This window comes from Pseudomonas sp. NFPP12 (genome assembly GCF_900103205.1).
GTDB lineage: Bacteria > Pseudomonadota > Gammaproteobacteria > Pseudomonadales > Pseudomonadaceae > Aquipseudomonas > Aquipseudomonas protegens.
The window spans coordinates 828,679-853,152 of sequence record NZ_FMWW01000004.1 but is presented as its reverse complement, the minus strand read 5'-3'; the positions used below and the strand labels follow the sequence as shown (position 1 = coordinate 853,152).

Annotated in this window: 27 protein-coding genes and 1 pseudogene; 13 read left to right on the top strand and 15 right to left on the bottom strand. The window is 63.4% G+C overall.

What is annotated here, in order from left to right; all coding sequences use genetic code 11:
* The first annotated feature begins 174 nt into the window (after nucleotides 1–174).
* The 3 genes from BLS75_RS21080 to BLS75_RS21070 all read left to right on the top strand — a co-directional run bounded on the left by BLS75_RS21080 (nucleotide 175) and on the right by BLS75_RS21070 (nucleotide 2,472).
* Nucleotides 175–1,011 carry a CvfB family protein gene (locus BLS75_RS21080; protein ID WP_026020046.1) on the top strand — a complete coding sequence of 279 codons (837 nt, stop codon included), beginning with the start codon at nucleotides 175–177 and terminating at the stop codon, nucleotides 1,009–1,011.
* Nucleotides 1,012–1,039: 28 nt separating this feature from the next.
* Nucleotides 1,040–1,462, top strand: coding sequence for a DUF2177 family protein (locus BLS75_RS21075; RefSeq protein ID WP_053149681.1), 423 nt, complete (start codon nucleotides 1,040–1,042; stop codon nucleotides 1,460–1,462).
* 86 nt (nucleotides 1,463–1,548) lie between these two features.
* Entirely contained in the window at nucleotides 1,549–2,472 is a 924-nt protein-coding gene (locus BLS75_RS21070) for a DMT family transporter (RefSeq protein ID WP_041774558.1), read from the top strand.
* 8 nt (nucleotides 2,473–2,480) lie between these two features.
* Here the strand turns inward: BLS75_RS21070 and BLS75_RS21065 are convergent, their stop codons facing one another.
* On the bottom strand, nucleotides 2,481–3,641 hold the full coding sequence (locus tag BLS75_RS21065) for a YbfB/YjiJ family MFS transporter (protein ID WP_011059906.1): 1,161 nt from the start codon (nucleotides 3,639–3,641) through the stop codon (nucleotides 2,481–2,483).
* Between the two features lie 104 nt (nucleotides 3,642–3,745).
* On the opposite strand from BLS75_RS21065, the gene BLS75_RS21060 reads away from it, so the two are divergent.
* Entirely contained in the window at nucleotides 3,746–4,639 is an 894-nt protein-coding gene (locus BLS75_RS21060; RefSeq protein WP_072451704.1) for a putrescine utilization regulator PtrR, read from the top strand.
* A gap of 133 nt (nucleotides 4,640–4,772) precedes the next feature.
* A complete protein-coding gene (locus BLS75_RS32760; protein WP_011059908.1) occupies nucleotides 4,773–4,901 on the top strand; it encodes a PA1414 family protein in 129 nt (42 codons plus the stop codon).
* Nucleotides 4,902–4,989: 88 nt separating this feature from the next.
* Here the strand turns inward: BLS75_RS32760 and BLS75_RS21055 are convergent, their stop codons facing one another.
* The 6 genes and pseudogenes from BLS75_RS21055 to speB all read right to left on the bottom strand — a co-directional run bounded on the left by BLS75_RS21055 (nucleotide 4,990) and on the right by speB (nucleotide 8,896).
* Nucleotides 4,990–5,250 carry a hypothetical protein gene (locus BLS75_RS21055; protein ID WP_072451703.1) on the bottom strand — a complete coding sequence of 87 codons (261 nt, stop codon included), beginning with the start codon at nucleotides 5,248–5,250 and terminating at the stop codon, nucleotides 4,990–4,992.
* A 27-nt stretch (nucleotides 5,251–5,277) separates the two neighbouring features.
* On the bottom strand, nucleotides 5,278–5,535 hold the full coding sequence (locus BLS75_RS21050; protein WP_072451702.1) for an acyl carrier protein: 258 nt from the start codon (nucleotides 5,533–5,535) through the stop codon (nucleotides 5,278–5,280).
* A gap of 304 nt (nucleotides 5,536–5,839) precedes the next feature.
* Entirely contained in the window at nucleotides 5,840–7,219 is a 1,380-nt protein-coding gene (locus BLS75_RS21045; protein WP_011059911.1) for a sodium:solute symporter family protein, read from the bottom strand.
* Between the two features lie 132 nt (nucleotides 7,220–7,351).
* The gene (locus BLS75_RS21040) at nucleotides 7,352–7,567 is read right to left on the bottom strand and encodes a hypothetical protein (RefSeq protein WP_072451701.1); all 216 of its coding nucleotides are present in this window, start codon (nucleotides 7,565–7,567) and stop codon (nucleotides 7,352–7,354) included.
* 21 nt (nucleotides 7,568–7,588) lie between these two features.
* Nucleotides 7,589–7,883: pseudogene (locus BLS75_RS32645) on the bottom strand (DUF4440 domain-containing protein); the annotation flags it as partial.
* A 62-nt stretch (nucleotides 7,884–7,945) separates the two neighbouring features.
* A complete protein-coding gene (gene speB / locus BLS75_RS21030; protein WP_011059912.1) occupies nucleotides 7,946–8,896 on the bottom strand; it encodes an agmatinase in 951 nt (316 codons plus the stop codon).
* Nucleotides 8,897–9,255: 359 nt separating this feature from the next.
* Between speB and BLS75_RS21025 the strand changes: the two genes are divergently transcribed.
* Both BLS75_RS21025 and BLS75_RS21020 read left to right on the top strand, forming a co-directional pair.
* On the top strand, nucleotides 9,256–10,149 hold the full coding sequence (locus tag BLS75_RS21025) for a LysR family transcriptional regulator (protein WP_011059913.1): 894 nt from the start codon (nucleotides 9,256–9,258) through the stop codon (nucleotides 10,147–10,149).
* 9 nt (nucleotides 10,150–10,158) lie between these two features.
* Nucleotides 10,159–10,755, top strand: coding sequence for a tRNA-uridine aminocarboxypropyltransferase (locus BLS75_RS21020; RefSeq protein WP_015634594.1), 597 nt, complete (start codon nucleotides 10,159–10,161; stop codon nucleotides 10,753–10,755).
* 80 nt (nucleotides 10,756–10,835) lie between these two features.
* Here BLS75_RS21020 and BLS75_RS21015 read toward each other — a convergent pair whose 3' ends face one another.
* Nucleotides 10,836–11,231: a YbaN family protein gene (locus tag BLS75_RS21015; RefSeq protein WP_011059915.1), complete on the bottom strand. Its 396-nt coding sequence runs from the start codon at nucleotides 11,229–11,231 to the stop codon at nucleotides 10,836–10,838.
* A gap of 10 nt (nucleotides 11,232–11,241) precedes the next feature.
* The gene (locus BLS75_RS21010; RefSeq protein ID WP_011059916.1) at nucleotides 11,242–11,829 is read right to left on the bottom strand and encodes a UPF0149 family protein; all 588 of its coding nucleotides are present in this window, start codon (nucleotides 11,827–11,829) and stop codon (nucleotides 11,242–11,244) included.
* 274 nt (nucleotides 11,830–12,103) lie between these two features.
* Here BLS75_RS21010 and recQ point away from each other — a divergent pair, with 274 nt between their 5' ends.
* Both recQ and BLS75_RS21000 read left to right on the top strand, forming a co-directional pair.
* Nucleotides 12,104–14,230 (top strand): DNA helicase RecQ, encoded by a 2,127-nt coding sequence (recQ, locus tag BLS75_RS21005; protein ID WP_065363346.1) that lies wholly within the window; start codon nucleotides 12,104–12,106, stop codon nucleotides 14,228–14,230.
* A gap of 119 nt (nucleotides 14,231–14,349) precedes the next feature.
* Nucleotides 14,350–14,784, top strand: coding sequence for a MarR family transcriptional regulator (locus BLS75_RS21000; protein WP_011059918.1), 435 nt, complete (start codon nucleotides 14,350–14,352; stop codon nucleotides 14,782–14,784).
* A 96-nt stretch (nucleotides 14,785–14,880) separates the two neighbouring features.
* Here BLS75_RS21000 and BLS75_RS20995 read toward each other — a convergent pair whose 3' ends face one another.
* Nucleotides 14,881–17,070 (bottom strand): patatin-like phospholipase family protein, encoded by a 2,190-nt coding sequence (locus tag BLS75_RS20995; RefSeq protein WP_072451700.1) that lies wholly within the window; start codon nucleotides 17,068–17,070, stop codon nucleotides 14,881–14,883.
* A gap of 71 nt (nucleotides 17,071–17,141) precedes the next feature.
* On the opposite strand from BLS75_RS20995, the gene BLS75_RS20990 reads away from it, so the two are divergent.
* Entirely contained in the window at nucleotides 17,142–17,429 is a 288-nt protein-coding gene (locus BLS75_RS20990) for an Rdx family protein (RefSeq protein WP_011059920.1), read from the top strand.
* Here the strand turns inward: BLS75_RS20990 and BLS75_RS20985 are convergent.
* Both BLS75_RS20985 and BLS75_RS20980 read right to left on the bottom strand, forming a co-directional pair.
* Nucleotides 17,423–18,316, bottom strand: coding sequence for a DMT family transporter (locus BLS75_RS20985; protein ID WP_015634597.1), 894 nt, complete (start codon nucleotides 18,314–18,316; stop codon nucleotides 17,423–17,425). The two genes, BLS75_RS20990 and BLS75_RS20985, sit on opposite strands and share 7 nt — an antisense overlap.
* Nucleotides 18,317–18,367: 51 nt before the next feature.
* Nucleotides 18,368–19,183, bottom strand: a complete 816-nt coding sequence (locus BLS75_RS20980) for a helix-turn-helix transcriptional regulator (RefSeq protein WP_072451699.1) — start codon at nucleotides 19,181–19,183, stop codon at nucleotides 18,368–18,370.
* 132 nt (nucleotides 19,184–19,315) lie between these two features.
* On the opposite strand from BLS75_RS20980, the gene BLS75_RS20975 reads away from it, so the two are divergent.
* On the top strand, nucleotides 19,316–20,137 hold the full coding sequence (locus tag BLS75_RS20975; protein ID WP_011059923.1) for a UDP-2,3-diacylglucosamine diphosphatase: 822 nt from the start codon (nucleotides 19,316–19,318) through the stop codon (nucleotides 20,135–20,137).
* 22 nt (nucleotides 20,138–20,159) lie between these two features.
* Here BLS75_RS20975 and BLS75_RS20970 read toward each other — a convergent pair whose 3' ends face one another.
* Complete coding sequence (locus BLS75_RS20970) at nucleotides 20,160–20,750, bottom strand: HD domain-containing protein (RefSeq protein ID WP_015634600.1); 591 nt, start codon at nucleotides 20,748–20,750, stop codon at nucleotides 20,160–20,162.
* Between the two features lie 74 nt (nucleotides 20,751–20,824).
* Complete coding sequence (locus BLS75_RS20965; protein ID WP_011059925.1) at nucleotides 20,825–21,136, bottom strand: Mpo1-like protein; 312 nt, start codon at nucleotides 21,134–21,136, stop codon at nucleotides 20,825–20,827.
* A gap of 159 nt (nucleotides 21,137–21,295) precedes the next feature.
* Here BLS75_RS20965 and BLS75_RS20960 point away from each other — a divergent pair, with 159 nt between their 5' ends.
* Entirely contained in the window at nucleotides 21,296–22,357 is a 1,062-nt protein-coding gene (locus tag BLS75_RS20960) for an AraC family transcriptional regulator (protein WP_011059926.1), read from the top strand.
* Here the strand turns inward: BLS75_RS20960 and BLS75_RS20955 are convergent.
* Nucleotides 22,314–23,768: a TrkH family potassium uptake protein gene (locus BLS75_RS20955; protein WP_011059927.1), complete on the bottom strand. Its 1,455-nt coding sequence runs from the start codon at nucleotides 23,766–23,768 to the stop codon at nucleotides 22,314–22,316. The genes BLS75_RS20960 and BLS75_RS20955 overlap by 44 nt on opposite strands.
* A 122-nt stretch (nucleotides 23,769–23,890) precedes the next feature.
* On the opposite strand from BLS75_RS20955, the gene BLS75_RS20950 reads away from it, so the two are divergent.
* Nucleotides 23,891–24,457: a nitroreductase family protein gene (locus tag BLS75_RS20950; protein WP_011059928.1), complete on the top strand. Its 567-nt coding sequence runs from the start codon at nucleotides 23,891–23,893 to the stop codon at nucleotides 24,455–24,457.
* Nucleotides 24,458–24,474 lie beyond the last annotated feature (17 nt).

Here is a 24,474-nt window from a genome sequence, read left to right as displayed (position 1 = left end):
ATGCCCTCTCGCTGTGCTCCGCAAAGGCTCGATGCACGGCTGTTTGCCTGACGAGCGGCCGGTTGAGTGCCGGGAACGCCAGAAAAATCAAGGATTTCGTGGTCGGCGATTCAGGAGCGTCAACGCGGCCTGGAAAACAGGTAGAATGCCGCCCACGCAATGAGGGTATTGGAAATGGCTTTAGTCGGGCGCTACAACAGTTTGCAAGTGGTTAAACACACTAACTTTGGTTTGTATCTGGACGGTGGGGCAGACGGCGAAATATTGCTGCCCAATCGTTATATCCCCAAGGACATTCCCAGTGAAGATGAAGACTGGCTGAATGTTTTTGTTTACTTGGACAGTGCTGACAAGTTAATCGCAACTACCGAAAAGCCGAAAGTTCAAGTTGGTGAGTTCGCCAGTCTTAAAGTTGTCGAAGTTAACAGTATCGGGGTGTTCCTGGACTGGGGGCTGCCCAAGGATCTGCTGCTGCCGTACTCCGAGGAAAAGCGCCAGATGAACGCCGGCGAATACTGCGTGGTGCATGTCTACCTGGACAAGCACACTCGCCGTATCACCGCCACGGCCCGTCTGGACCGCTACCTGGACAAGACGCCGGCCAACTACAAGGCCGGCCAGGAAGTCGACTTGCTGGTGGCCGAGTCCACCGACATGGGCTTCAAGGCCATCATCAACAACAAGCACTGGGGCCTGATCCACAAGAACGAAGTGTTCAAGTTCCTGCGCTCGGGGATGCAAGAGAAAGGTTTTATCAAGGAAGTGCGCGCCGACGGCAAGATCAGCCTGAGTCTGCAACCTGTCGGTGAACAGGCGGCCACTAGCCTGAACTCGAAGATCCTCGCCAAGTTGCGGGAAAACGATGGCTCGCTGGCGGTCAGCGACAAGAGCGACCCGGCCTTGATCAGCAGTTTGTTCGGGGTTAGCAAGGGCAACTTCAAGAAGGCCATCGGTGCCCTCTACAAGCAGGGCCAGATAGTCATTCACGCGGATCGTATCGAGCTAAGCTGAGACTCACTTCACGCTGCGGGCGAGGCTTATGAAAACCACGCTGGTTGCCTGGCTCGCCACCTTGCTGGCGTTCCTGCTACTCGACGCGCTCTGGCTGGGGCTGATGATGGGCGAAACCTACCGGGCCCAGTTGGGGGCGCTGCTGCTGGAACAGCCACGGCTGTTGCCGGCAGCGCTGTTCTACCTCCTCTACGTTAGCGGTTGCCTGCTGTTCGCCGTGCGACCCGCCCTGCAGCAGGGCGGCTGGCGCCGGGCTGCGTGCCTGGGGGCGCTGCTCGGGCTGGTGGCCTACGGCACTTACGACCTGAGCAACTGGGCGACCTTGCAGGGCTGGTCGGCTTCCCTGGCGCTGCTGGACATGGCCTGGGGCATGCTGGCCAGTGCCCTGGCCTGCAGTTTCGGCGTCTTCTGTGCCTGCCGCTGGGCGCCTGGCGCAAACGGCGGGAACTAGGTCTGCTCCAGGGGACCCGTCAGGCGCGGCGGCAGTTCTTTATTTCGGGTAGGGGTCATGTCATTGAATCAATGTGAGGTATGGCGGTGAGCATCGAACGGCGCAACGCCGATGGGTTTGCCCTGCAGGTGATGTTGGGGCTGTGCCTGATCTGGGGCGTGCAGCAGGTGATGATCAAGTGGGCTGCGGCGGACATTGCGCCCATCATGCAGGCGGCCGCCCGTTCGGGGATCTCGGCGCTGCTGGTAGCTCTACTGATGTGCTGGAAAGGCGGCTGGTCCCAGGTTTCCAGTACCTGGCGCGGCGGCTTGCTGGCCGGCGCTCTGTTCGGCCTGGAGTTCCTGTTTATCGCCGAAGGCCTGAAGCTCACCAGTGCCGCGCACATGTCGGTGTTTCTCTACACCGCACCGATCTTCACCGCCCTTGGGGTCAATTGGCTGTTGCCCAGCGAACGCTTGCGGCCCTTGCAATGGTTGGGGATCGTCCTGGCCTTTATCGGCATCAGCATTGCCTTTGCCGGCGGGATCTCCCTGGACAACCTGGACCGGCGCATGCTCCTGGGCGACATTCTGGGATTGCTGGCGGGGCTGGCCTGGGGCGCCACCACAGTGGTGGTGCGGGCTTCGCGGCTGTCCGAGGCGCCGGCGACCCTGACCCTGTTCTATCAGTTGATCGTCGGTTTCGTCGGCCTGTTGCTGATCGCCGTGCTCAGCGGCCAGGTGACCCAGGTCAGCCTGACGCCGGTAGCGGTGGCCAGCGTGTTGTTCCAGGGGCTGGTGGTATCGTTCTTCAGCTACCTGACCTGGTTCTGGCTGCTGCGGCGTTATCTGGCGGCGAACCTGGCAGTGTTTTCCTTCATGACCCCGATGTTCGGCGTGACCTTCGGCGTGCTGTTACTGGACGAGCCCTTGAGCCTCAACTTCGTGCTGGGGGCAATGCTGGTGCTGCTGGGTATTACCTTCGTCAGCGCCGAACAGTGGCTGCGGCGGCGGATCCAGCGCTTGTTGTAGCCCGCGCTTCACGAGACGACCGCACAGCGCTGTGCCCTTGGTCGGAGTTGCCAGAGCAGGCTGGCGCCGATCAGCAAGCCGCAGCCCGCCACCACCAGCGCCAGTTGCAGGTCGCCGCTGAAGTGGCTGCTCAGGGCGGCCAGCAACGGGCCGCTCAACTGGCCCACGGCAAAGCAGGCAGTGAGCAGGCCGGCGTTGCGCTGGGCCGACTGCGGCGCCAGTTCCCGGGAGCGCTGCATCACCAACTGCATGCAGGCCAGGAACGGCGTGCCGCACAGCAACACGCCCAATACCAGCCCCAGGCCACTGCCCAGCAGGCAGGCAAAGACCCCGGCGGCCTGCAGCCACAAGGTCGCCATCAGCCATTGCCGGGTGCTGTGTGGGGTGTGCCGACGCAGGCTGGCCAGGGCCACGCCTACGGCCGCGGCCAGGCCGAAACCGGGCCAGAACAGGTCGGCCTGCCACTGGCCCTGGAAGCGCGCATTGGCCATCTGCGAAAGGAAGGTCGCGGGGATGATGTAGCCCACGCCATACAGGGCGTAGACCAGCCCCAGGCGCGCCACGCTGTGCTCGGTGGCGCAGGCGCTCTGCGTTTCGCCACTGGGGCGCGCCGAGGCCGGGGGCAGGATCGGCAGGATCACCAGCAGCATCAACAAGGCGACCGCGGCATACAGCAGCCACAGGTTGGCCGAGCTTTGCCCCAGAAGATTGGAGCCCAGGGCCAGTAGCCCGGTGAGCATGATGCCCAGCCCCGGGCCGGCGAACACCAGGGCCCCGAGGCGTGGCCGGCCCGCCGCCTGGGCCAGGGGTTGGCTCAGGGCCGTGATCATCACCAGCACCCAGGCGCTGGCCACCCCGGTGCCGAAGCGCAGCAGCAGGTGCGGCCAGAAGCCCTGGGCCCAGAACGAGGCCAGGGTCAGCAGCACGCACAGCCACAAGCCGCCCAGCAGGCGCAGGCGCACCTGGGCCGGACGCCGGGCGAACATGGCGTCCAGGGCTCCGAGGAAATAGCCCAGGTAATTGGCGGCGGCAATCAGCCCGGCGGCGGTCAGGTCGACCTGGCCTTCGCTGATCAGGTGCGGCAGTTGCGGGGTCAGGGCGAAGCGGCCAATGCCCATGGCCATCATCAGGGCAATGAAGCTGGCGAGCAGGCGGAGCAGGGGAGACATGGTCGGCTTTCCATCGATGGGGACAATGACCGTCAGGCTAGGTCTGATTGACTTTCTTTAAAAATGAATAATATTGAGTAACTTGTTCAGTTTTGGAGAAAGTCATGGAGTTCAGCCAATTGCGCATCTTCCAGGCCGTGGCCGAGGAAGGCTCCATCACTCGCGCCGCCGAGCGCCTGCACCGAGTGCCGTCGAACCTCTCGACCCGGCTCAAGCAACTGGAGGAGCAACTGGGGGTCGAACTGTTCCTGCGCGAGCGTCAGCGCCTGCAGTTGTCGCCGGCGGGCAAGGTGCTGCTGGATTACGCCGCGCGCCTGTTCGCCTTGCACGACGAGGCCCATGCCGCGGTGCAGGGCGGTCAGCCGGCCGGGGAGTTTGTCCTGGGCACCATGTACAGCACCGCGGCGATTCACTTGCCTGCGTTGCTGGAGCGTTATCACCGGGCTTATCCGGCGGTGAACCTGCAGGTGCAGTCCGGGCCCAGCGGCGAGTTGCTCGAAGGCTTGCTCACCGGGCGCCTGGATGCAGCCCTGGTGGACGGGCCGCTGGAGCTGGCAGGCCTGGATGGCGTGCCCCTGTGCGACGAGACCCTGGTACTGATCAGCGAAGCCGACCATCCGCCGGTGCGTACGGCCCGGGACGTAGAGGGCCGTGCGGTGTTCACCTTTCGCCAGGGCTGCTCCTATCGCATGCGTCTGGAATCCTGGTTTGCCCACTACCACGCCGCGATGGGGCGGGCCATGGAGATCGAGTCCTATCAGGGCATGCTGGCCTGTGTGATCGCCGGTTCCGGGGTGGCGCTGATGGCTCAGTCGATGCTCGACAGCCTGCCGGGGCGCGAAAGTGTGGCGGTGCATGCCTTGGCCGAGCCTTTTGCCCGTGCCACTACCTGGCTGATGTGGCGCAAGGGCATGGTCGGGGCCAACCTCAATGCCTGGATCGAGCTGCAACAGGGCGCTGGCGTGCAGCTTGCGCAGCAGGCGCGGGCCCATGCTTGAGCACCCGATGGCCATTGGCTTTAATCCAGTAACAGTTCATTGCCATTGCGCAGCAGCGCGCTGGAAAAGATAGGGCTATTATCTGCTTGAGGCGGCGCAGTATCGCCGCTCGGCACGACCCTGAGGGGGCACTATGAAAGACAAACTGCAAAGCTGGCTGCACGACCTTGGCGTCGCACTGGGCCTGATCGAGCCACCGCTGCAACCGGTGCCGATTCCTACCGACGAAGAGCTGCGGCGCCGTCAACAACGTCGTCGCTGAAGCAGAGGCGAGAGCGGAGTGCAGGCTCCGGCTCTCGCGGATGTCTTCTAGCCGGCAGTCGCTGGGCCACAGGCCTGGGGCAATCGGGTCAATCCTGGTTTTGCCGGGCCTTTTCCAATAACCATTGCACTAGGTCATCCACCCTTTCCAACTGCCCTAGCGCTCGCTGCTCTTCACGGGGCAAGACACCCAGGTCGAACCTGTCCTCCAGGCGCCACAGCAGCGCCTCGATATCATCCCTGTCCAGCCCCAGTTCAGAGAGACCGCACTGGTCATCGAAATCCACAGGCTTATCCAGCCAGTGGCGAATGAGCAGGTGCACTGCCGCGCGCGCTTGGGCCCGATTCATCTGCGTTGCTCCCAATACGACAGCAGGTCAGGCGGGACGGGCGGCGTCGGCGCGGGTCTTTTCCAGGATGAACAGGCTCAGCTCGCTGATGCTGCTGATTCGATACAGGTCGCGGTCGGGATCCAGGCGAATGTTGAACTCTCGCTCCAGGCTGTGCAGCAGGACCTTGAGGTCCAGGGAGTAGGTGTCGTGTTCGCGGGCCTGGCTGGGCGGGATTGGCCACTTCTGGGCCATTTGTGCATCGATGGCATGACGGATGCTTTGCTGGATGGAGAAAAGGTCCATAAACACCTCGGGGCAGGGAGAGGCTCTTATTGTTTTATGACCCCATCCAAGGGTGAAGCGATAGCGTGCACTGAGGCGGCCAGCGATCCTTGTACTGTTTTCCTGCGGGAACAGTCGTCGCTGGATCTGAGTACAGCACAGGTTTTTTTCCGGCGGGGTAACCATTCGTCCATTCATGGTCCTGACGAAAATGGCTGAGGGCTTTGCCCGTCGGTGCCGCGAGGCTTTTGCCAGGCGAAAAAAAACGGGTGCGGCCACCGACGCCGCACCCGTCGAAGAAAAGCTTCAGACCTCCGGCTTCACGTCAGATTGCGTTGGCCAGGGGCGCAGGGCGCCGGGAGGCCAGGCTCACCACCACGAAACTCACCAGGCCCACGGCCAGGCTGTAGTAGATCGGTGTGTTGGCATCCAGGCCGTCCTTGAACATGAAGGCCAGAGCCGTGACGAAGCCCAGGCCCATGCTGGCGATAGCGCCGGCAGTGGTGGCGCGTTTCCAGAAAATGGCGCCGATCAGCGGGATCAGCATGCCGCCCACCAACAGGTTGTAGGCCAGGGTCAGGGCGCTGATCACGTCGTTGACCACCAGGGCAATGCCCAGCACCACGATGCCGGTGAGGAAGGTGAACAGGCGGTTGATCCCCAGGCTCGATTGCTTGCCGCCGCGCAGCCTTGGCAGCAGGTCTTCGGTCAGGGTGGTGGAGGCGGCCAGCAGGCCGGCGCTGGCAGTGGACATCATGGCGGCCAGCGCCGCAGCGATCACCAGGCCACGGATGCCGTCCGGCAGCGAGGCTTTGACGATGGCGGCAAAGGCGTTGTTGACGTTGTCCAGGTCCGGCAGCAGAACATGCGCGGCCATGCCGATCAGGGCGCAGGCCAGGCCGTAGAGGATGCAGTAGAAGCCCGCCAGGGTGCCGGCGTATTGCGCGACTTTCTCGGTCTTGGCGGTGAACACCCGTTGCCAGATGTCCTGGCCGATCAGGATGCCGAAGAAGTAGATCATGAAGTAGGTGATGATGGTGTCCCAGCCGATGGCGGTGAAGCTGAAACTGGACGCTGGCAGCTTGGCCACCAATTCATCCCAGCCGCCTACGCGGTACAGGCAGATCGGCAACAGGATGAACATCAGGCCCACGGTCTTGATCACGAACTGGACGATGTCGGTCAGGGTCAGCGACCACATGCCGCCGATCGCCGAGTACACCACCACCACGCCGCCGCCCAGCAAAACCGAAACCCAGAACGGCAGGCCGAACAGCACTTGCAGAACGGTGCCGATGGCGAGGATCGAAGTCACCCCGATCATCAGCGCGTAGGCCAGCATGATCACTGCGCTGGCCTGGCGGGCCATGGGGTTGTAGCGCTTCTCCAGCACCTGGGTGACGGTGAAGATGCGCAGCTTGAGCAGCGGCTTGGCCAGCAGCAGGTTCAGGGCAATGATCCCCGCCCCCAGGGCGGCGCACAGCCAGAAACCGGAAATGCCGTGGACATAGCCCAGGCGCACGGTGCCGACGGTGGAGGCACCGCCAAGGACCGTGGCGGCCATGGTGCCCATGTACAGGGTGGGGCCCAGGTTGCGGCCGGCCACCAGGTAGTCCTCGTGGGTCTTGGCCTTGCGCATGCCGTAGTAGCCGAGTACGAGCATGCCGGCGGCATAGATGAGTACGACAAATAGATCTAAAGCCATGGTGGCGTGTCTCCGATTATCTTTTTTATGTGAAACAAACGGTTCATGCAGGTGCTGGCTGCTCAGCGAAGGCGGGGTCAAGTCTTGTGCAAGACCCAGGGGCTCTATCGCGAGACGGGCCGCTCCAGGAGGTTATCCGGGCAGTAGCGCGCGACTTGCCAGCAGCCCGCTGGTACAGCGGCTGGCCATGCTGGAGTGCGCAGTTTCGAGAGTGGCGATGGCGGTGCTGGCCAGGCCGGAGGGTAGGCGAAACAGGTCGCAAGGCCTGGTGTCGCGCTGGTGCTCGAGGATCTGTCCGATCCTGTTGGTTGCGATGTTGCTAGGGGTTTTTTCTTTGTTGTTATTCATGATCTGCTCCGATCACATTGGCTAAGGGGGTGGCAGCCCTTCCGGCACAGCGGACAAATGGTTGTGACAGGCCAGCCAGAGGCCTTGTTGTTTTGTGCGAGACCCAATGGTTTCGCGTTCCTGGCTGAAGTCTTGCTCCCCTTGCATGCGCAGCTTCGTGGCTACGTCATGAGTCAATCCGGCGCCGTCCCCTTGTGGGCGGACGACGGCGTTGTCCGGGATGCGTCACCGCACCTCGGAACCATCCTTGGCCCCTTATCGGCCCGGCTAATGCCTGGCAGGCATTGCGCAACAGCAGCCGAGGACGGGGTAAAGATGAAGCGGGTAGTACCGCTTTGCGCCGCAAACGGTCTGGCGGCGCGCAGCATGTGCTGAGTCTCAGCGATGGGCGACGCCAGGCAGTACGCAGAGCATTTCGTACAGCAGGTTGGCGCCCAGCAGCGAGGTATTGCCGGTGGTGTCATAAGGCGGCGAAACCTCCACCAGGTCGCAGCCCACCAGGTCCAGGCCCTGGCAGCCACGGACAATCTCGATGGCCTGGATGGTGGTCAGACCACCGATTTCCGGGGTGCCGGTGCCTGGGGCCCAGGCCGGGTCGATGCCGTCGATGTCGAAGCTCAGGTACACCGGGCCGTTGCCGACTTTCTCGCGGACTTCGGCCATCAAGGGCTCCAGGGATTTGTGCCAGCATTCTTCAGCCTGGACCACGCGAAAGCCCTGCTTGCGGCTCCAGTTGAAGTCTTCGGCGGTGTAGCCCTGGGCGCGCAGGCCGATCTGCACCACGCGGTCGCAGTCCAGCAGGCCTTCTTCCACGGCGCGGCGGAAGGTGGTGCCGTGGGCGATTTTCTCACCGAACATGTGGTCGTTGACATCGGCGTGGGCATCGATGTGCACCAGCCCGACCTTGCCGTGTTTCTTGTGGATGGCCCGCAGGATCGGCAGGGTGATGGTGTGGTCGCCGCCCAGGGTCAGGGGAATCACGTTGTGTTCGAGGATGCCGTCATAGGCTTCTTCGATGATGCGCACCGCGTCCAGCAGGTTGAAGGTGTTGATCGCTACGTCGCCGATGTCGGCCACCGACAGCGAGTCGAACGGGGCAGCACCGGTGGCCATGTTGTAAGGGCGGATCATGACTGATTCGGCACGGATTTCCCGCGGGCCGAAACGGGTGCCGGCACGCAGCGAGGTGCCGATGTCCAGGGGCACGCCGACGAACGCAGCGTCCAGGCCGGCAGCGGATTGCAGATGGGGAAGACGCATCATGGTGGCGATGCCGCCGAAGCGCGGCATTTCGTTGCCGCCCAGTGGTTGGTGGAGAATCTTGTCCACGGGATAGGCCTCATCGTTGTTTTATATTTATGGGGTCGACGGCGCAGCGAATCCTGCCCGAGCAACCGAGTGGGGCCGATTCTGCGAAATGTAGTGCGGGGAAAGAATCGCTACGAACAAATACTTAGTTCAGATTTTTCTAAACTAATGGCCGATGGCGCGCTAGACTCCCGCGCTGCTCCCCGGGCCCTTGGTGGCGAGGGAGCTTGCTCCCGTCCGGTGGTGCAGCCACCGTTATCCGGGTTGCAGGGTTGGATTGAAAGCGGGCATGGAGGCCATCGGGGTTGCTTTGCCGCTCGGCGAGAACCCGCACCCTCGCCGCAGGGACGTTGTCGTTTTGCCTGTTATCGGAGCCTGTCATGGCCAACGCTTTACCTGATCTGAAACTATTACGCATCTTCGTCAGCGTGGTGCGGCATCAGGGGTTCGCCAACGCCCAGCACGAACTCAATCTTTCCACCTCGGCCATCAGCACCTACATGAGCCAGCTGGAGGCATCCCTGGGCCTGGTGCTCTGCCACCGTGGCCGGGGCGGTTTCAGCCTGACCAGCAAGGGCGAGCTGTTCCACCAGGAAACCCTGCGCCTGCTGGGCGAGCTGGAAGGTTTCGAACAGTACGCCGCAGCCCTCAAGGGCGAGCTTCGCGGGACCCTGAACCTGGGGGTGATCGACTCCACGGTGAGCGATAAGGCCCTGCCGTTCGCCGAGGCCATCGGCGCCTACAGCCAGGAGCATCCGGCGGTGCACCTGCACCTGTCGGTGATGAGCCCCCACGAGTTGCAGCTGGGGGTGCAGGACAATCGCCTGGACCTGGCCATCGGTGCCTTTTCCACGCGCATGAGCGGCCTGGTGTACATGCCGCTGTACCGCGAGCAGCATTGGCTGTATTGCAGCAACCGTCACCCGCTGTACAGCGAGCGGCGCATTCCCGAGCAGGTGATCACCCAGCAACGCATGGTCGGTCGCGGCTACTGGAGCCAGGCCGAACTGGCCCGGCACGGCTTCAAGCACAGTGCGGCGACGGTGGAGAGCATGGAGGCGCAGTTGATCCTGGTGCTGTCCGGCGCCTACATCGGCTACCTGCCGGAGCATTACGCCCAGGCCTGGGCGGACAAGGGCGACTTGCGGGTGCTGCTGCCGGCAACCTTTGGCTACCAGGCGCCGTTCTCCATGATCATGCGTCGCGGACGCGGTCGAGAGCCGCTGATCCAGACCTTTCGCGACCTGCTCAAGGCGCAGCTCAACCAGTCATAAGGAGGTCCCATGTCTCGAGCACGCTGCGAGCGTTGCCTGCGCCCTGCGGGCCATTGTCTGTGCCCGCTGATTCCCCAGCTACCCAGCCGCACCCGAGTACTGTTGTTGCAGCATCCCAGTGAGGTCAATCATGCCTTGAACACCGCACGTCTGGCGGCGCTGGGGCTGAACAACGCCGAACTGGTGGTGGGGGAGGTGTTCGAGGAGCTGCCGGCGTTGCTCGACCAGCCCGGATATCGAGCATGCCTGCTGTTCCCGGCGGATGATGCCCGGCCATTGCAGGCCTATGCCGAGACGGATGCACCGCTGCTGCTGGTGGTGCCCGACGGCACCTGGCGCAAGGCGCGCAAGTTGCTGCACCTCAATCCGTTGCTGGCGGCGCTGCCAAGGGTGACCCTGGCGACTGGGGTGGAGTCTCGCTATCGCCTGCGCAAGGCCCCGGGGCCGGGAGCCTTGTCCACTGTGGAAGCGATCGTTCAGGCATTGCAGGTACTTGAAGCTCCTGCTTCGTTCGAGCCGCTGTTGCGGCCTTTCGAGGCCCTGATCGAAGGGCAGATTGCCGCGATGGGCGAAGACACCTACCAGCGCAACCACGCCAAGTCCTGACCGCTCCCGAATCTGGAGCCGCTGCCGCAGGCGGCGATGGCGCGCGGTGGCCCCGTTCTTGCCGGCCACCCCATAAACCTTCAGGAGCGCCGCAGAGTCTTCTGCCGCAGGATATAGAGACTCACCAGCACTGCGCTGGTCAGCATGAAACCCCGGGCCCAGGGCGATGGCACCAGGTAGCAGGAGAAACCGATGCTCAACCACATCAGGCCGATGGCGTAGACCTTGCCCTTGAGCGGAATGCCGTTGCCGTCGAGATAGTCGCGGATCCACGGACCCAGGCGTGGGTGTTGCACCAGCCATTGGTAGAAGCGTGGCGAGCTACGGGCAAAGCAGGCGGCTGCCAGCAGCAGGAAAGGCGTGGTAGGCAATACAGGAAGGAAGATGCCCACTACCCCCAGCGCTACGCTCGACCAGCCGATGGCCAGCAGAACGTAACGCCATAGCAGGGGGCGTTGGCCTATGGGCTTGGCCATAGGCAACGACTCAGTGGTGGCGCGGCTTGAGCAGCGCAGGTTTTTCGTCGGGGGCGTTGCACAGCAGGTACAGCGCGGTCAGCGCTTCCGGGATCTGCACGATCATGTCGTCCATCAGGTTGGCATCGCTGGCGATGTCGGAGAACTCCGGCTGTTCATCGAACAGGCCGGAACCCACCATGATCGGCAGCAGCATCTCGCTGACTTCTTCCTCGGCGGTTTCGAACCAGGCCGCTTCACGCAGGAACACGCCTTCCATGAAGCCGATGCACCAGCCGCGCAGGTCGGAGTCGTCCGGGTCCTCGCCCAGGTCGAGTTCGCAGGGCAGCTCGAATTCTTCGTCGGAAGCCAGTTGGCGGGCGATGTGTGCCTTGAGGGCCAGCAGGGTCGACTCGATGGCTTCGCGTTCGGCGTCGTCACGGTAGTGCGGCTCTTCGGCGAACAGGGCGTCGATCCATTCACGGTCCGGAACGCTTTCGGAGCAGATGGACAGCGCGGTCAGGTAGCCGTGAGCGGCCACGTAGTCCAGCGCCTCGTCGTGCAGATCATCTGCATCGAGGAAGACTTGCAGGCGGGTTAGTTGCTCAGCGAAGGACATTGACGGCTACCTTGGGGAATAAACGATGCTGAATTCTAGGCTTTCTTGCGCGCTCAAGCCAGCCGCGGTGCCGATTTGAGCGGTTCTAAAGGTTACCAGCGGTCCATTGTCGGTGCCCTCTGCCGGGAAGGGGTCGGGTATACTCGCGCGTTTTGTGATGCCCTGCAGGCTGGTCGTCCGCTCCGGACAAGTCCGCTAACGCAAATGTCGGTGAAGCGTGCCGGCTTTTCGTCCAGTCTGCCCCCAGGGATTTCAGCGATTTTTGGAGTTTTTCATGCTCGAACAGGCTCAACGCGTCCTCAAGGACATCTTCGGCTACGACAGTTTCCGTGGTCGCCAAGGTGCGATCATTGAGCGCGTGGCCAGCGGCGGCGATGCCTTGGTACTGATGCCCACCGGTGGTGGCAAGTCGCTGTGTTTCCAGGTCCCGGCGCTACTTCGCGAAGGGCTGGCGGTGGTGGTTTCGCCGCTGATCGCGCTGATGGACGACCAGGTTGCGACCCTGGAGGAACTCGGTGTCGCAGCGGCAGCCCTGAACTCCACCCTCAGCCCCGAGCAGCAGCGTGACCTGGCCGCGCGCATCCGGCGCGGCGAAGTGAAGATGCTCTACCTGGCCCCCGAGCGCCTGGTCCAGCCGCGCATGCTGGCGTTTCTGCAGAGCTTGGAAATCGCCTTGTTCGCGATTGATGAAGCCCACTGTGTGTCCCAGTGGGGCCACGACTTCCGCCCCGAATACCTGCAATTGGGGCAGCTGGCGGAAATGTTCCCCCAGGTGCCGCGCATTGCCCTGACCGCCACGGCTGACAAGCGCACCCGGGAAGAGATCGTCAATCGCCTGCACCTGCAGGATGCCGAGCGTTTTCTCTCCAGCTTCGACCGGCCGAACATCTTCTATCGCATCGTGCCCAAGGAGCAGCCACGCAAGCAGTTGCAGGCCTTCCTCAACGAGCGGCGCAGCGATGCCGGGATCGTCTATTGCCTGTCGCGCAAAAAGGTCGACGAAGTGGCTGCATTTCTCTGCGAACAGGGTTTCACCGCGCTGCCCTACCATGCCGGGTTGCCCAATGAGCTGCGGGCCTATCACCAGAAGCGCTTCCTCAACGAAGAAGGCCTGATCATGGTGGCCACCATTGCCTTCGGCATGGGCATCGACAAGCCCAACGTGCGCTTCGTGGCCCACATGGACTTGCCCAAGTCGCTGGAAGCCTACTACCAGGAGACCGGTCGCGCCGGCCGTGACGGCCTGCCGGCAGACGCCTGGATGGCTTACGGGCTGCAGGACGTGCTGATGCTCAAGCAGATGCTGCAGAACTCCGAGGGCGACGAGCGCCACAAGCGTCTTGAGCAGCACAAGCTCGATGCGATGCTGGCCCTGTGCGAGGAAACTCGTTGCCGGCGCCAGACCCTGCTGGCCTATTTCGATGAAGACATGCCGCAACCCTGCGGTCACTGCGACAACTGCGTCGATGGGGTACAGACCTGGGACGCCACCGAGCCGGCACGCCAGGCGCTGTCGGCGATCTATCGCACTGGCCAGCGCTACGGTGTCGGTCACCTGGTGGATGTGCTGCTGGGCAAGGATACGGAAAAGGTCCGCAGTTTCGGCCATCAGCACCTGTCGGTATTTGGTGTCGGCAAGGCCCGCAGCGAAGGCGAATGGCGCTCGCTGTTCCGCCAGCTGGTGGCCCGCGGCCTGGCCGACATCGATCTGGAAGGTTATGGCGGCCTGCGCCTGAGCGACAGCTGCCGCCCGCTGCTCAAGGGCGAAGTGACCCTGGAGTTGCGTCGTGATCTCAAGCCGCAAACCACCCCCAAGAGCAGCACCAGCCAGGCCAGCCAACTGGTACGGGGCGAGGAGCGCGAGCAGTGGGAGGCGCTGCGGGCCCTGCGACGCAAGCTGGCGGAAGAACATGGGGTGCCGCCTTATGTCATTTTCCCCGATTCCACCTTGCTCGAAATGCTCCGCAGCCAGCCCGGCTCCATGGCCGAAATGGCCGAGGTCAGCGGCGTGGGTGCGCGCAAGCTGGAGCGTTATGGCGCAGCCTTCCTCGAAGTCCTCGGCGGCGGTGTCGAGGCGCCGAAAGTGGTTGCCGACCTGCGCCATGAACTGATCACCCTGGCTCGCGCGGGGATGACTCCGGTGCAGATCGCCGGCCAGTTGCAGTGCACGGAAAAGAACGTCTACACCCTGCTCGCCGAAGCCATCGGCAAGCAGCAGCTGTCGCTGGAGCAGGCCCTGGACTTGCCGGAAGACCTGCTGGGAGAGATCCAGGATGCGTTCCTCGACGGCGAGGGCGAGTTACCGCCAGTGGCCGAGGTTATCCCGGTGTTTGCCGGAAGGGTGCCGGAAGGGGTGCTGTATTGCGTGCGTGCGGCCTTGGAGTCGGAGTTTGAAATGTGAAGGGGTGCGTCAATGTTGTAACGATTCAGTCCCTTACAGGCCTTGCCTCCGGGCAAGGGGCATGCTTAGCTGACTAATAATTAGTTTTTCTTTATTTTCAGTCTGATCATGAGTGTTTTATGCCGTTAACCGATGAACACCGTTTTGGTATGCAGCTGGCGCATATGTCTCGCGGCTGGCGTGCCGAACTGGACCGCCGCCTGGCGGGGCTCGGCCTGTCCCAGGCCCGCTGGCTGGTGCTGTTGCATTTGGCCCGCTTCGAAGAGGCGCCCACTCAGCGCGAGCTGGCGCAAAGCGTCGGCGTAGAAGGGCCGACCCTGGCCCGGCTGCTGGACAGCCTGGAAACCCAGGGCCTGGTTCAGCGCCAGTCGGTGGTGGAAGATCGCCGGGCGAAGAAAATCGTTCTCTGTCCGTCCGCCCGGCCCTTGATCGAACAGATCGAAACCATCGCCACCGCCCTGCGTCATGAGCTGTTCGTTGGTGTTGACGAAGAAGACCTGCGGGTCTGCATTCGCGTTCATGAGCGCATCCTGGCCAATCTGGAAAAATCCTGACGCCTTCAACCGGGGTTGCCTGACCCCGGTTTGTCTTGTTCCTCTGCCATTCTGAATTCAAGCCTGCTGCGCCCAGGGGCGTTTTTTGCGTGCCTGTCAAAAGGTCTGGCCCAGATTCAGTGACAGGGCTTTCTGATTGTCGTCGTTGAAGCCGTAGCTGAAGTTCAGCGGCCCCAGCGGCGTGTCGAAGCCGAGAAAGATGCTCGCCGCGTTGATGTAGCCGCTGTCGAAGGCATTGTCGTTGTTCCACACCCGGCCCCGCTCCAGCGAGCCTCCCAGGTACAGTGGAAAGTCCAGGGGCAGGTAGGAGCGCGGTGTCAGGCGACGGAAGTACACGGCGCGAGCCAGGCTGATGTTCTGCCCGGAGAGGGCGTCCTGACGGAAACCGGACAGTTGTCGAGCTCCACCGAGCAGGAAGCTGGACGTCACCACGTCGGCGTTGTCCAGGGTCCGGCCATAGCGACCGCCCAGGACAAAGGTATTGGGGCCGCTGCTCAGCGCCTTGTCCAGCTTGAACTCCCACTGCCGGTAGCGATTGTCCGAACCCAGGCTCGGTTCGAACTGGCGCAGGCTCAGCTTGATGTCTTCGCCGGAGTGAGGAAAGTAGACGTTGTCCAGCGAGTCGAAGGAGTACTGCAACTGGTAGTAGCCTTCGTTGAAGTTTTCGCTGGGCAGGTTATGGTCGCCGATGCGCACATCGGCCTTGCCCCAGGCCTCGCCGACGCCGAAACGCACTTCGCCGCTGTTGCCGATCTGGCGCCCGAGGTTGAGCCCGAAACCGTAGCGTTCCACGCGATATTCGGCGATCGGGTCGTTGTCCAGCACCGCCTCGACGTTCTGCGCTTCGGCGGCGATGAAGGGCGCAATGAAGTAGCGTGAACCGGCATCCAGTGGCTGATAGAACTCGCTGTAGAGTTCCTGCTGATCACCGATCTGCACCCGGGTCAGCCATTCTGCACCCAGGCTGTTGATGCCGTTCATGCGGTAGCTGGCGCCGATATTGAACGCGCTGTCGCCACGCATGTCATCGGACAGGTTCAGCCCCAGGCGCAGGTAGTCGGTACCACTGCGCTTGCCCCGGGCGCTGATCACCAGGGTGTTGTCCTGCCCCTTGTGGGCTACGCGATACTGCACCTGTTCGAAGAAATCCAGGCCGTACAGGGTGCCCATGTCGGTTTCCAGGCGGCCCAGGTCCAGCGGCTCGCCGATGCGCTGGCGGATGTAGTAGCGGATCACTTCGTCGCTGACCTTGGAGTCGTTTTCCACCTTGATCGCGCTGATGATCGGCGTGCGCTGGCTGGGCTGGCGCGCAGCGGTCAGTTCGGCATCCAGCGCATGGGCCGGACGCAGACGGGCCAGGCGCGTGTCGAGGATGCGGGTGGCGCGGTAGCCGGCGTCGATCATTTCCTGGGCCCGGCCAAAGTCGGTAACGCCAAAGCTCGACAGCGCTGGCTGGATCAGTACGTCGTCCTTGTGCAGTGCCGCCAGTTGCACCTCCGAGTTGCGCCGGGTCATCAGGGTGATGGACTGGTTGAGCACGTCGACCACGGTATTGAGTTGCTTGCGCGAACGCAGCGGTGTGCCAATGTCCACCACGATGGCGATGTCGACTCCCATGTCCCGTGCCACGTCCAGGGGAATGTTATCGGTCATGCCGCCGTCCACCAGCAGGCGGCCATCCAGTTCCACCGGTGCGAAGACCGCGGGGATCGACATGCTGGCGCGGATCACCTGGGGCAGGTGGCCCTTGCGAAACACCACTTTCTCGCCGCTGGCGATATCGGTGGCCACGGCCCGGAAGGGGATAGGCAGCTTGTCGAAGTCACGGGTATCGCTGGCGTGGGCCAGCTTGCTTTCCAGCAGCAGTGCCAGGTTCTGTCCCTGGATCACCCCCAGCGGCAGGCCCAGGCTGCCATCGTCGCGGAAGCTGAGCTTCTGCTTGACCAGAAAATCCCGGTCGTCCTGCTTGCGCCGGAACGGCACGTCTTCCCGGGGCGGGGCATCGGACAAGGCCTGTCGCCAGTCGATGTCCAGCGCGAGCTTTTCCAGCTCGTCGATCTTGTAGCCCGAGGCATACAGCCCTCCGATCACCGCGCCCATGCTGGTGCCGGCGATGGCGTCGATGCGGATGCCCTGTTCCTCCAGGGCCTTGAGCACCCCGATGTGGGCCAGGCCGCGGGCGGCGCCCCCAGACAGCACCAGGCCGATTTTCGGTCGTGGCGCTTCGGCAGATTGAGCGAGCAAGGGCAGCAGGCAGAGGAACAGGCAGGACAGCAGGCGGCGCATTACGGTTCTCGGGGCGGGCGATAAAGCCGGCTATTATAACGACGCCCTTGAATCCAGGAGTCGGCTGTACTATGACTGAACGTAAACCCGAAGTGATCATCACCTATTGCACCCAATGCCAGTGGCTACTGCGGGCGGCGTGGCTGGCCCAGGAGTTGTTGAGCACCTTCAGCGACGACCTGGGCAAGGTGTCCCTGGAGCCGGCAACCGGCGGGGCTTTTCGCATCACCTGCGATGGCGTGCAGATCTGGGAGCGCAAGGCCGATGGTGGCTTTCCCGAGGCCAAGGTGCTGAAGCAGCGGGTTCGCGACCAGATCGACCCCGAGCGCGACCTGGGCCACAACGACCGTACTCAGTGAGAGCCGGCTTCAGCCGTGGCTGCCTTGCTGCCCGAACCCGCCGACAGGCGGCTTGAAACCACGATGGCAACGATGATCAAGGCCCCACCGAACAACATGCGCAGGGTCGGGTTTTCGCCGAACAGCAACCAGGCAACGGTAATTCCGTAGACCGGTTCCAGGGCAAACACCACCGCTGCGGTGCGCGCCTTGATCACTGCCAGGCTGGCGACAAACAGGCTGTGGGCCAGACCGGTGCAGAAAATTCCCAGCAGGCTGATCCACAGCCAGTCCATGGCCCGCACCTGGCCAAGCTCGGGAGCCGCCACCGGCAACAGGCACAGGGCGACCACCACGTTTTGACAGAGCGCCGCCTGCACCGCGGGGATCCGCCCGGAGCTGGCGCGGTTGTTCAGTGACAGCAGCGCAAACAGCAGGCCCGAGCCCACGGCCCAGAGCAGGCCGGTGGTGGCCTGGCTGGCCAGGTCGAAGTCCGGGGTCACCAGCACCAGGCCGATGCTGACCAGTAGCACCAGCAGCATTTCGTTGAAGCGGATCCGCTCGCGGAAGATCAGGCCTTCGAGAATCACCGTGAACGCCGGAAAGCTGGCAAAGCCCAGGGTCGCGATAGCCACCCCCGCGACCTTCACCGCCACGAAGAAACTCACCCAGTGCCCGGCCAGCAGCAGGCCGCTGAGCAGCAGGCGCCGCCAATCGGTGGCGGCCAGTTTCTGCCAGGGGGTGTTGCTCGCCAGGCGGGCGAAGACGCCCAGGGCGAGCACGGCAAAGGCTGCACGACCGAAGACGATGACCGCGGGCGAAGCGGCGGCGAGCTTACCGAATACACCGGTCAGGCCGAACATCAGGGCACCGATATGCAAGGCGCCAAGGGCGGTACGCGGAGTCATTTTTATCCTTAACCACAAGACGGGCAGTAATGGCCTTAGGCGGCAATGGGCTCAGTCTACGGGCGGGGCGGCCTGTTGGTCTGTCGCGATCCTGGCGTTTTTTGTCGAAGGACTAGCGTCTGCCCCTTGACGCAGTTGGCGCGGCGAGTGGCCGTACTGCCGCAGTATCGCCGCGGCAAAGGCACTCTGGGAGCTGTAACCCACGCGGCTGGCGATTTCGCCCATGGGCAAGGTCGATCCGCGCAACAGTTCCAGGGCCATGTGCAAGCGCCGGCGTCGCACGTATTCCATGGGGCTGGCCCCGCACTCGGCGATGAACCGTGCATGCAGGCGAGCAGCGGACAGCCCGGCGATACGGGCCAGGTCGGCCACCTGCAAGGGGTGGGCGGCGTGACGATCGATATGGGCATTCAGGGCGGCATAGGGCAGGCGGCGCTCGCCGGGCTGGCTGTCGGCTCGATGATTGAGACTGGCCAGCAGCAAGACCGCGCCTTGCTGGGCAATCAAGGGGTCGTCCACCGGGCTGTCCGCCAGCCAGTTGACCAGGCGGCTCTGGCTCGGCCCCAGGACCTGGTGTCGGGGCGCATCGAGCAAACGCCGGCTGGCCTCGGCATGTTCCCCCAACGATTGCTGCACCCAGTGTTCGCCGGGTATGTCCAGCACCAGGCAATGGCTGCCGCTGGGGCTGCCGCAGACATGCCGGGCGCCGGCCGGCACCACCACGAAGCTCTGCTGCTGCACCTGGCTGCCCTGGCCTTCGACTTCGAAATCGAGCTGGCCACGCAGGCCGAACACCAGTTGCGCATGTTCGTGGCTGTGGGCGATCAGGTCATGGGTGTAGTGGCGCAGGGTGAGGATAGATCCCATCACGGTCTCCTTGGCAGGCGGCCAGTCTACACCGGCGGTCGGGCGTTTCGCGCTGTCATCGCGCTGCCGCATTTGTGTCACAGGCTATTAATCGCTGGGGCGCAAGCTCGCAAAAAATCCAGGAGAGCGTCCATGACCCATGCCGAACTCGCCAAGCCCAGCCGCAAGCAACGGGTGCGGACCCTGTGGATTTCAGATGTGCACCTGGGCACCCGGGATTGCCAGGCCGAACACCTGGCACGCTTTCTCAAGGCCTATCACGCCGATCGCATCTATCTGGTGGGCGACATCATCGATGGTTGGAAGCTGCGCGGCGGCATGTACTGGCCCCAGGCCCATACCAACGTGATCCGGCGCCTGCTGACCATGAGCAAGCGTGGTACCGAGGTGATCTACGTCACCGGCAACCACGACGAATTCCTGCGACGCTACTCCAGGCTGATTCTCGGCAATATCCAACTGGTGGACGAGGCGGTACATGTCACTGCGGACGGGCGTCATCTGCTGGTGATCCACGGCGATCAGTTCGATGTGATTACTCGCTATCACCGCTGGCTGGCCTTTCTCGGCGACTCGGCCTACGAATTCACCCTGACCCTCAACCGCTGGCTCAACCACTGGCGGGCGCGTTATGGCTATGGGTACTGGTCGCTTTCGGCCTACCTCAAGCACAAGGTCAAGACGGCGGTGAGCTTCATCAGCGATTTCGAGGAAGCCATTGCCCACGAATGCGTCAAGCGCGAGTTGCACGGGGTGGTCTGTGGCCATATTCACCATGCCGAGATCCGCAAGGTGGGCGAGGTGGATTACCTCAATTGCGGTGACTGGGTGGAGTCCTGCACGGCCCTGATCGAGCACTGGGACGGCAGCATCGAGCTCTATCGCCTGGCCGAAGCCCAGGCCCGTGAGGCCCAGCTCAAGGCTGAGCGGATGAAAGTCGCGGAGCCGGCCTGAGCCCGGGGCCGAACACGGTTTTTCAGGCCGGGCTGGCCTGCTCCATGGCCGCCTTGTACAGCGACTGCCGGGGCTGGGCGAACAGCCGTTGCAGCATGGGCTCGAAGAAGCTCAGGGGCAGGCTCTCGTAGGCCGGATCGAAGGCGGCGGCGTCGTACTTGGCGCAGAACTCGGCGGTGTACTGGTACAGCGGGTGGTCACTGAACTGCTCGCGCAGGTGGCGATCCATGCCCAGGTGATGGAAGAAGTAGTAACCCTGGAAGATCCCGTGCTTCTCCACCATCCACAGGTTTTCCGGGCTGACAAAGGGCTTGAGAATGGCGGCGGCGATATCCGGATGGTTATAGGAACCCAGGGTATCGCCAATGTCGTGGAGCAGGGCGCAGACCACGTATTCCTCGTCGCGCCCGTCATGCCAGGCGCGGCTGGCGGTCTGCAGCGAATGGGTCAGGCGGTCCACCGGGAAGCCGCCGAAGTCGCCTTCCAGCAATTGCAGGTGGGCCAGGATGCGTGTCGGCAACTGCTTGGCGTAGGCACTGAAATCCGCGGCGATAATCGCCCAGTCCTCCTGGGTGCCGTCCTGCATATGGGTAAAGCGCGCATGGGTGTTCATCGGCCATCCTCTTGTTGTCATGGGGCGGGTCTGCAAGGCCTGGCCCTGTGGGGAGCCGCTGGCGGCCCTGGGGTCTAGAAGGGCACCTTACCGAGGATCATGTCGCGGTACATGACGAAGTCCCCCAGCAAGCTGTACAGCGGATGCTGGAAGGTGGCCGGGCGGTTTTTCTCGAAGAAGAAATGCCCGACCCAGGCGAAGCCATAGCCGGCTATCGGCAACACCAGCAGCAGCCACCAGGCGCCTTTGCCGATGGCCAGGGCGAGGATGAAGATCACCAGGCTGGTGCCGATGAAGTGCAGGCGTCGGCAGGTGCTGTCGCTGTGCTCGCTCAGGTAGTAGGGGTAGAACTCGGCGAAGCTGTTGAACTGTCGGATGTTTTCCATGGCCGCGATCTCTGTGTCTGTTGTTCTGTCGGCGGATGTTCGGCGGGGAGCTTATTTGAGTCTAGAGTCCTTGGCGGCGCAGGCCAGTGACAATAGGCGCCACTTTAGTATCCTTGGGAAATTGGCCGTAGCATGCGGCTCATCATGTAAGAACCCCTCATGAGCGAACGAACGACTTCTGCAAGCTGGACCCTGGGCATCGTCAAGGCCCTGGAGATGGACGGCCTGGATTGCCGGGCCTTGTTCAAGCAGCTGGGGCTCGACTACGGTGCCCTGGAAGATCCCGACGCGCGCTTCACCCAGGACTCCATGACCCGGCTCTGGCAGCGCGCCGTCGAGCTTTCCGGCAACCCGGCGATCGGCCTGAACATGGGCAAGGTGGTGCGTCCGGCGTCTTTTCACGTGGCCGGGTATGCATTGATGTCGAGTCGTACCCTGGCGGAGGGGTTTCAGCGGCTGGTGCGTTATCAGCGGATCATTGCCGAAAGCGCTGACTTGAGTTTCCGCCTTCTTCCCGAGGGCTATGCACTGATCCTGACGGTGCATGGCGACCATCTACCGCCCACCCGGCAAAGTGCCGAGGCTTCGCTGGCCTGTGCCCTGGCCTTGTGCGGCTGGCTGACGGGGCGCGCGTTGCAGCCGCGCAAGGTGTTGCTGCAGGGCGAGCAGCCCGGGGACCTGCAACCCTACAAGGACATGTTCCACGCGCCCCTGGTGTTTGCCGCGCCCTTTGATGCGCTGATCTTCGAGCGTGCCGACATGGAGGCCACGCTGCCCACCGCCAATGAGGCCATGGCCCTGCTGCACGATCGTTTCGCCGGCGAATACCTGGCGCGCTTCTCCGAAAGCCGGGTGACCCACAAGGCGCGGCAGGTCTTGTGTCGCCTGCTGCCCCAAGGGGAGCCCAAGCGCGAGATGGTGGCGCAGACACTGCACCTGTCCCAGCGCACCTTGCAGCGCCGCCTGCAGGAAGAGGGCACCAGCTTCCAGGCGCTGCTGGATGACACCCGCCGGGAACTGGCAGAGCAGTACCTGGCGCAGCCGCGCATGACCCTGCTGGAAATTGCCTACTTGCTGGGGTTTGCCGACCCGAGCAACTTCTTCCGTGCATTCCGCCGCTGGTTCGATGCCACGCCCGGTGAGTATCGGGCGCGCTTACAGGCCGCGCCGGCCCCGGTCAATGACGCCAGAATGCCGGAATACACAACACGAACACCGTGATGATTTCCAGCCGGCCCAGGAGCATGCCCAGGGACAGGATCCACTTGGCGGCGTCCGGCAGGGTCGAGAAGTTGCCGGCCGGGCCGATGGTTTCGCCCAGGCCCGGGCCCACGCCCGACACGGTGCTGGCGGCACCGGTGAGGGCGGTCATCCAGTCCAGGCCCAGCAGCGACAGGGCCAGGGCGATCATGCAGATGGTGATGGCGAAGAAGAACGAGAAGGTCAGGATCGAGCGGACGATTTCTTCGTCCAGGCGATGGCCGTTGTACTTCTGCTTGATCACCGCCCGCGGGTGGATCAGCTGATTGAGGTTGGCCTTGAGCAGGATGTAGGCGACCTGGAAGCGGAAGATCTTGATCCCGCCGGCAGTGGAGCCGGAACAGCCGCCGACAAACCCCAGGTAAAAGAACAGCATCAGTGAGAAATTGCCCCACAGGCTGTAGTCGCCCAGGGCGAAGCCGGTGGTGGTAACCACCGACGTCACGTTCAGCGCCACGTGGCGCAGGGCCTCGAGCCAGTGCAGGTTGGTGGTCCACCAGTACCAGGTGCCGAGTACCAGCCAGGTCACCAGCAGCAGCCCGAGCAGGCCCTGGACCTGCTGATCCTTGATCAGCGCCCGGCGGTTGCCACGCAAAGTGGCCACATAGAGGGTGAAGGGCAGGCTGCCGAGGATCATCACCACCACCGCCACCCAGTGCACCGCCGGTTGCTTCCAGTGGGCCAGGGAATCGTCCGAGGTGGAGAAACCGCCGGTGGAGATCGCCGACATGGCGTGGTTGATGGCATCGAACACGTTCATCCCGGCCCACCAGAACGCCAGGCTGCCAAAGATGGTAATGCCCACGTAGGTGGCGACGATCAGCCGGGCAACCATGTGCGAGCGCGGCATGACCTTTTCCGAGCGGTCCGAGGATTCGGTCTGGAACAGGCGCATACCACCGATACGCAGCAACGGCAGGATCGCCACCGCCATGCCAATGAAGCCGATGCCCCCCAGCCAGTGCAGCATCGAACGCCAGATCAGGATCCCAGGCGACATGCTGTCCAGGCCGCTGAGCACGGTGGCGCCGGTGGCGGTGATGCCGGACATGCTTTCAAAGAACGAGTCGGTGTAGCTGATGTGCTGGGTCAGCAGGAATGGCAGGGCGGCAAAGATGCACACCACCAGCCAACTGGAGACGGTCAGCAGGTACATGTCGCGGGGGCGCAGATGAACGTGCTCGGGGCGCCCGGGGATCACCAGGGCCAGGCCGGCGATAAAGGTGATCATGCTGGCCCAGAGGAAGGACGGCAGGTCGCCGGTACGTTCGAAGACCACCAGGGTCGCCATCGGCACCACCATGGCGATCGCCAGGGTGATGAGGAAGATGCCGATGATGAAACCAATGATCCTTAAGGTCGGCAACGCCATGTATTCCGCTCGGGCTGGTAGATGAAGGGCGCCCATTCTACCTGCGGGGCAGGGCATGTAAACCGGCACCCGGTCGGCAGATCCCGCTAGAATGGCCGGACATTTTTTTCAGGAGGTGGCCGATGGAGGCTCTCGACGCTTTGCTCAACCGTGTTTCCGTGCCGCGCCTGGTGGAGCCCGCGCCTAGCGCCGCGCAGCGCGAAGCCTTGTTCGCCGCCGCCCTGCGCGCGCCGGATCATGGCCAGTTGCGCCCCTGGCGGTTCCTTACCGTCGAAGGTGCGGCACGCGAGCAGTTGGGCGAGTTGCTGGTGGAGGCGGTACAGCTGCAGGGCGGCGAAGTGACCCAGGCGGCCCTGGACAAGGCCCGGGCCATGCCCCTGCGCGCACCACTGGTGGTTGTGGTGGTCGCCCGTTTGCAGGAGCACTTCAAGGTGCCCAGGAGCGAGCAGTTGCTGGCAGCGGGCTGCGCGGCCCACGGTATCCTGCTGGCGGCCTACGCCCAGGGGATCGGCGCGGTGTGGCGTACTGGCGAGTTGTCCTACTCGCCCCATGTAGCCAAGGGCCTGGGCCTGGAGGACGGCGAAGAGATCATTGCCTTCCTGTATCTTGGCACGCCGCTGAATGAGCCGCGGATCGCCCCCAAGGTCGATACCGCCGAGTTCGTCAGCGCCTGGACTGCCAAGGCCTGATTTTCCTCTTCTAATGC

Bases quoted from the DNA above. Each gene is read 5' to 3' on its own strand.
- BLS75_RS21080 (WP_026020046.1), top strand. From the start codon at position 175: ATGGCTTTAGTCGGGCGCTACAACAGTTTGCAAGTGGTTAAACACACT.
- BLS75_RS21065 (WP_011059906.1), bottom strand. From the start codon at position 3,641: ATGTCTCCCCTGCTCCGCCTGCTCGCCAGCTTCATTGCCCTGATGATG.
- BLS75_RS21050 (WP_072451702.1), bottom strand. From the start codon at position 5,535: ATGGACCTTTTCTCCATCCAGCAAAGCATCCGTCATGCCATCGATGCA.
- BLS75_RS20975 (WP_011059923.1), top strand. From the start codon at position 19,316: ATGACCCATGCCGAACTCGCCAAGCCCAGCCGCAAGCAACGGGTGCGG.
- BLS75_RS21060 (WP_072451704.1), top strand. From the start codon at position 3,746: ATGGAGTTCAGCCAATTGCGCATCTTCCAGGCCGTGGCCGAGGAAGGC.
- BLS75_RS20965 (WP_011059925.1), bottom strand. From the start codon at position 21,136: ATGGAAAACATCCGACAGTTCAACAGCTTCGCCGAGTTCTACCCCTAC.
- BLS75_RS21025 (WP_011059913.1), top strand. From the start codon at position 9,256: ATGGCCAACGCTTTACCTGATCTGAAACTATTACGCATCTTCGTCAGC.
- BLS75_RS20955 (WP_011059927.1), bottom strand. From the start codon at position 23,768: ATGGCGTTGCCGACCTTAAGGATCATTGGTTTCATCATCGGCATCTTC.
- recQ (WP_065363346.1), top strand. From the start codon at position 12,104: ATGCTCGAACAGGCTCAACGCGTCCTCAAGGACATCTTCGGCTACGAC.
- BLS75_RS21000 (WP_011059918.1), top strand. From the start codon at position 14,350: ATGCCGTTAACCGATGAACACCGTTTTGGTATGCAGCTGGCGCATATG.
- BLS75_RS20960 (WP_011059926.1), top strand. From the start codon at position 21,296: ATGAGCGAACGAACGACTTCTGCAAGCTGGACCCTGGGCATCGTCAAG.
- BLS75_RS21015 (WP_011059915.1), bottom strand. From the start codon at position 11,231: ATGGCCAAGCCCATAGGCCAACGCCCCCTGCTATGGCGTTACGTTCTG.
- BLS75_RS20980 (WP_072451699.1), bottom strand. From the start codon at position 19,183: ATGGGATCTATCCTCACCCTGCGCCACTACACCCATGACCTGATCGCC.
- BLS75_RS21075 (WP_053149681.1), top strand. From the start codon at position 1,040: ATGAAAACCACGCTGGTTGCCTGGCTCGCCACCTTGCTGGCGTTCCTG.
- BLS75_RS20970 (WP_015634600.1), bottom strand. From the start codon at position 20,750: ATGAACACCCATGCGCGCTTTACCCATATGCAGGACGGCACCCAGGAG.
- BLS75_RS21010 (WP_011059916.1), bottom strand. From the start codon at position 11,829: ATGTCCTTCGCTGAGCAACTAACCCGCCTGCAAGTCTTCCTCGATGCA.
- BLS75_RS21045 (WP_011059911.1), bottom strand. From the start codon at position 7,219: ATGGCTTTAGATCTATTTGTCGTACTCATCTATGCCGCCGGCATGCTC.
- BLS75_RS21020 (WP_015634594.1), top strand. From the start codon at position 10,159: ATGTCTCGAGCACGCTGCGAGCGTTGCCTGCGCCCTGCGGGCCATTGT.
- BLS75_RS20990 (WP_011059920.1), top strand. From the start codon at position 17,142: ATGACTGAACGTAAACCCGAAGTGATCATCACCTATTGCACCCAATGC.
- BLS75_RS20985 (WP_015634597.1), bottom strand. From the start codon at position 18,316: ATGACTCCGCGTACCGCCCTTGGCGCCTTGCATATCGGTGCCCTGATG.
- BLS75_RS32760 (WP_011059908.1), top strand. From the start codon at position 4,773: ATGAAAGACAAACTGCAAAGCTGGCTGCACGACCTTGGCGTCGCACTG.
- BLS75_RS21040 (WP_072451701.1), bottom strand. From the start codon at position 7,567: ATGAATAACAACAAAGAAAAAACCCCTAGCAACATCGCAACCAACAGG.
- BLS75_RS20995 (WP_072451700.1), bottom strand. From the start codon at position 17,070: ATGCGCCGCCTGCTGTCCTGCCTGTTCCTCTGCCTGCTGCCCTTGCTC.
- BLS75_RS20950 (WP_011059928.1), top strand. From the start codon at position 23,891: ATGGAGGCTCTCGACGCTTTGCTCAACCGTGTTTCCGTGCCGCGCCTG.
- BLS75_RS21055 (WP_072451703.1), bottom strand. From the start codon at position 5,250: ATGAATCGGGCCCAAGCGCGCGCGGCAGTGCACCTGCTCATTCGCCAC.